3 protein-coding genes and 1 pseudogene are annotated in these 5,235 nt (G+C 72.1%); 1 reads left to right on the top strand and 3 read right to left on the bottom strand.

The features are described 5' to 3' along the window. The 3 genes and pseudogenes from NBX02_RS06210 to NBX02_RS06200 all read right to left on the bottom strand — a co-directional run. A pseudogene (locus NBX02_RS06210) lies at positions 1–411 on the bottom strand (hypothetical protein); the annotation flags it as partial. A gap of 654 nt (positions 412–1,065) precedes the next feature. Next, positions 1,066–1,365, bottom strand: coding sequence for a DUF4193 family protein (locus NBX02_RS06205; protein WP_250285732.1), 300 nt, complete (start codon positions 1,363–1,365; stop codon positions 1,066–1,068). A 668-nt stretch (positions 1,366–2,033) separates the two neighbouring features. Further along, positions 2,034–2,420 carry a GroES family chaperonin gene (locus tag NBX02_RS06200; protein WP_250285733.1) on the bottom strand — a complete coding sequence of 129 codons (387 nt, stop codon included), beginning with the start codon at positions 2,418–2,420 and terminating at the stop codon, positions 2,034–2,036. A gap of 427 nt (positions 2,421–2,847) precedes the next feature. Between NBX02_RS06200 and NBX02_RS06195 the strand changes: the two genes are divergently transcribed. Further along, entirely contained in the window at positions 2,848–3,579 is a 732-nt protein-coding gene (locus NBX02_RS06195; RefSeq protein WP_250290388.1) for a hypothetical protein, read from the top strand. Positions 3,580–5,235: the final 1,656 nt, after the last annotated feature.

Below are 5,235 nucleotides of genomic sequence, written 5' to 3'. Positions count from 1 at the left end.
GGCGCGGCCACCGGCGGCCGCGGCCGCGACGGCCGACCTGAGGGCCGCCGGCCCGTGCCGCAGCACCCCGGCTCCCGCCGGGATGGCACCCCCGCGTTCCAGCGCGCACAGCAGGTGGAACCACAGCTCGGTGGTCGCGTCCGCGTCCACCGACAGCCACACGACCGGCCCGGCCCAGCGGCCGGCGGCGGCCCAGGATGCGGCGAGGACGGTCTTGCCGGAACCAGCCGGCCCGCTGATCACCGTGACCCCGCCGCGGACGCCCCGGTCGATGGCCTCCCAGAGGCGGATGCGCGGGACGTGGATGGCGGGCAGCGGTGGCGCGTTCGTCCGTGCGATGACGAGGGGCACCCCCGCGGCGGATGTATCCGGGTAACGAGCAACGGCCGCGGACACCTTACCGTCAACCATGTCACAACCCCCAACCGACCAGGCGCGCAACGTAGTGGTATCGCGACAAGCGGTTATGGGCAAGGCGAGACCACTGGCCGGACAGCCACGCACCCGCCGAAAAGGGGCCAGTCGCGGCCGGGCCGCGACGCGTCCGACGGCGTCATGCCCGCCAGGGCAGGAAGACCGGACAAGGCACGAAGACCGGAAACGTCACATGGGCCCCCGTACGCACCGGCCTCCCCCAACGGCTCCACGACAGCGGCCCTCCCGCCGCCGGGGAGCCCAGGAGCCGGCCCCGCGGCCGGCGCCCACCCGTGGACGGACGACGCCCACCCGTGGACGAACGACGCACACCCATCGCGGGCCTCGGGGCCCCGAGGCCGGTGGCCGGGTCTCCCGGGCTGGCTCCCGTCCCCGGCTCCCATCCCGCGGCGGCGGGGTGCGCCCCCGCGCGACCGCCGGCTGAAAAGATCGCGATCGTGTGCCTGGCGGCTCCGGCCAGGGCCGCCAGAGCCGCCAGAGCCGCCAGGCACACGGGGAACCGGCCATGTGTGCCGGCCGCGGCCACCCGCACGGAGCATGATCCAGACGAGTTTGTCGTTGGGTACGCTTCCCGAGTCCTGTGGGCGTACCCAGCGACAAGCCCGCGTCGATCTTCTCCGGTGACCGGCGCTAGGCGGCGCAGTCCGCGCACACCGCGCGATGCGCGTCCGCGAGCTGGCTGCGGTGGTGGACGAGGAAGCAGCTCGTACAGGTGAACTCGTCAGCCTGTCTCGGCAGCACCCGCAGGGACAGCTCCTCGTCGCGCACCTCGGCGTCCGGGAGATCCAGCTCCGCCTCGAGGGCGTCGACATCGTCCCCAAGATCGGCCGCGGCTCCGGCCCGCTGTGCCTTCAGCGTCTCCAGGCTCTGCTCCTGGAGTTCGTCATCCTCGACGTCAGTGCCACGCCGGGCGTCGAAGTCACGAGCCATCGAGTCTCCTTCCTTACAGTTCCGGTCGTTCTCTACGGTTGCTGTCGGCTGCGCACGCGAGACGCGACGCACAGCCGCATGTCGGTACCCGTCCAGGTCCATACCCGAACAGGATCGAGCGGCTACAATACGCAACGACTCCAGCGCGGGCACAGGCGACGAGGTTTGTCTACATCCCTGCGTGGTCGATACAGGACAACGGATCTCCCTCGACCGACGCGTACAATACGGTTCCGCGCGGCAACAGGCCAGGCATCACGCGTTCACCTCGATGTCAGACCCGACACATCCGCCTTCTCGTGGTATTCCGGTATAGCGCGGTGGTATTTCTGGCAGACGGGCCGATAACCCCAACTCGCCCAAGTCCGGACATCTCGGGGAACCCGGCATGGCAGGCCTTACCGGATCCGTCCGGATCGTCCCCACGACCCCCGTTGATGATCTTTGCTGCCGCGGCCCGCGGCACGGCCGCGAACAGACATGATCGTCCTGCTCCGGCCCGACCGGGCCCAGCCAGAGAAGAGTGATCATGGAATCGCCGGGACGGAACGACCCATAGAAGATCAAAAAGTGGGCACCCGGGAGCCGGCCGGACGCCCAGCTCCCGGCCGTCACCGTAGAGGCGGGCCCCCACGGACGGACCACTCTACAGGCGACAGGCGACAGGCCTACAGGTACAGGCCGGTCAGACCGTCATCGAGGCGTTCGGCGGCCACCGCGTGCACATCCCGCTCGCGCAGGAGCACGTAGGTCGTGCCGTGCAGCTCGACCTCGGCCCGTTCCTCCGGATCGTAGAGCACCCGGTCGCTCACCTGAATGGTACGTACGGCCGTACCCACCGCGACCACGTCCGCCCAGGACAGCCGCTTGCCCATCTGCGCCGTGGCGGGAATGACGATCCCGGCCTTCGAACGGCGGTCGGGCGAGTCCTCGCGGGGAGCGACAAGAACCCGATCATGAAGAAGTCTGATCGGCAACGATCCGGCACGCATGTCCACACCAGCCATGCCGCCAACGCCAGCCATACCGTTGACACCGCCGGAAGCAACACTCACACGCCGGACACTACCCGCCCGGGCGACACCGTCCTACAACGGTGGACGACAGCGCCGTCCATCCAGGTCCGCCCGAGATCCACCCGAGCCCGGCCAACACCCCGCGACAACCCGCGGACCGCGGATTACCGGCGCAAACGCACAAACCTCCCCGGATGGGGAATGCACTCCCAACGGGGTATAAGCTGCCGCCCATCGTCGGCCTCCCATCGTTGCCGGGCCGGCGAGGCCGGCGCCGGGCCACCACCGGATGGCCCTGTATCGTCCGGCTGCTCCGGCACCGGAGGCAACGGCGAGCCAGGCCAGTGGTCAGGCGGCGGTCGGACAGCGGCCCGGGCAGTGGCTCAGACGATGGGCCGGGCACAGGCAACACGGGGTCAGGCAATGGTTGGGTCGGCACGCTGGAACCGTGAGATGAGGCACGACGATGGCTTTGCGAATCAGTGTGGACCTTGACGGCCTGCGCTGGGCTGATCTTTTCCGGTTCGTTGACCTGGCCCGCAACGGCGGCATCGGGGCGGACGACCAGGTAGACGTAATCACATACGGTAACGATCCGCTGTCGGTCAGCCTGTCGGCACGGATCTACCCCCCAGCGGACGCGTTCGGCTCGGGCGAGCCCGAGCCGGGCGGCGAACCAGCCGGCCGCACAAGCGTCCCGGCCATCGGTGCGGCCCCGCCGTCGTCCAACGGCTCGTCGTTCGGGTACGACCCGCCCGCCGACGAGCGCGGCCCGAACGGCAACGGCGCCCACTACCCGTCGTTCGAAGCGCCCAGCGAACGCCCTGCCCCGGGCCCCCCGCCGAACCTGCCCTCGTTCTCGGGCGGCTACGACGGGCAGGGCGAACGCGGCGCCCCGCCGACCGCCGTCGCCACCCATTACCCCAGCTTCGACGGGCAGCCGGAACGCCTCGGCCCCGGCGGCGTCGGCGGGCAGTTCGCCGGCTTCGAGCCGGTCTTCGACCGGCAGGGGGGTGCCCTCCAGGGCGGTGCCCTCCAGGGCGGTGCCCTCCAGGGCGGCATCAAGGAGCCGGTCCCGGGCGGGCCAGGCCTGCCCGGCCCGGTCGACAGCCCGTACGTCGAGGAGTTCGCCCGCCTCCAGGAGGGCCTGATGCGCCAGGTCCGTCGTCCGGACGAGGTCCGCCCCGAACGGGGATGAGCGTCACGGCCAGCCGTCCGGCCACTCGCACGGCCACTCGCCAAGCGGCTGACCAGCGGCGGCCGGTGGGAGGCGGCCGGGCAGTCGGTGGGCGGGCCGCCGGCGAGCGGTGGCGCGCGCGGCCGGCAACGGGTTGCCGTCTGCCAGGTGATCGGGCCGCCCTCCACCCGGGACGCAGGGAGAACGCATGGCCGGAGTTGCCGTCTGCCCAGATGATCGGGCCGCCGGGCGGTCGGGCGGCGACGTTCGTCGTCCGGCCCGCGTCGCCGTCCAGCCGCCGGTACCCGGCCATCGATGGCGACACCGGACCGTTGGCAACAGAAGCGACACCCGGTGACAGAGACGGTAGACAGGAACTACAAAAGGTAGTGTGACGGTCGGAATGACCGTTCAAGGACGGTACCGGTAGCACTTCCCACCGGATGATGGTGCATGCTGGCATCGATGGAGGATCAGCGGACGGATGAGGTCGAGCGCTACTGCAACCGGCTGCGCTCGGAACTTCGCATGATTTCCAACGGTCCCGTCCTGGCCGGTCCGAAGATGATGGCGCACATCGGGTCCCTGCTCGCGCTACTCGACCTCCACCAACCGAACGAGTTCGACCTGTGCGTGAGCTGTGACCGGCTCTGGCCATGCCCGACGGTCGTGGCCGTCACCGGCATGTCCCCGGAGCCGGACGATGACGCACAGGCCCCGGATCCAGAAGCCAGGCGGCAGCGCGCCCAGGCTGCTCTGGAGGCCCTGGCGGCTCTGGAGGCCCAGAAGGCGAAATCCGCCCAGGCCAGCGCGTCCGCGTCGACCACCATGCCCGGGGCTCCCCTTATGCCCGGCGCCCCTGTCATGCCCGGCGCCAGCGCCGCGTCGCAGACCGCGCCCGGTACCGGCGCCATGCCCATCCAGCCCGGTACCGGCGCCGTGCTCATCCCGCCTGGTACCGGCGCCATACCCGGGGCCGGCGTCGCGCCCCCAGCGCCGCCCGTCACCGTTGTCCCGCCCGCACCCGCGCCACCCACCGTCGCGACGCGGCCTGCCGCCGCGGCAGGCCGTCCCATGCCAGGCGGCCTCGTGCCAGGCGATGCTGGTCTGCCTCCCGCGCAGGCGCCCCCCGTACCCGCACCGCTCCCACCCGCGCCGCCCGCGTCCCTCCCACCGTTGCCCGGCATGCCACGGGTCAGTGGGCCGATCCCCCCGCTGCCGGCGACCGCGGCGTCCGCTGTGGGCCCGGGTGGGCCGGGCACAGGACCAGTTGGAGCGGTCCCGGGCCTGGCCGGCCCTGGCCCGCTCGGGGCAGGCATGGGCGGGCCGGGCCCTGGCCCGCTCGGGGCAGGGCCGGGCCGGCCAGGCCCAGGACCGGTCGAGACAGGCCCAGATGGGCCGGACACGGGGCCGATCGGGCCGGGGACGGGTGCCTACCCTGTCTCGGTAACCCCCGGTAACCCGACCGGCTGGCTCCCGTCCTCCACAGCCTCGCTGTCGACCGGCGCGCACCGCCTCCCGCAGCCGCCCCAGGCACCCCAGACGGCGCAAGGGGCACCGGGAGCCCAGGCGGCACAGCCGCCGCCGCGAAGGCCTCAGCCGCCGCACCCGGCCGACGCCAGACCCACACCGGACGGGCGGTCGCTGCCGCCAGGCGCCCCGCCCGGCCCGACTCCC

The sequence above is a fragment of the Protofrankia sp. CiP1_Cm_nod1 genome (assembly GCF_920888515.1).
Classification (GTDB): Bacteria; Actinomycetota; Actinomycetes; order Frankiales; family Frankiaceae; genus Protofrankia.
This window is presented reverse-complemented; position numbering and strand designations above follow the sequence as displayed.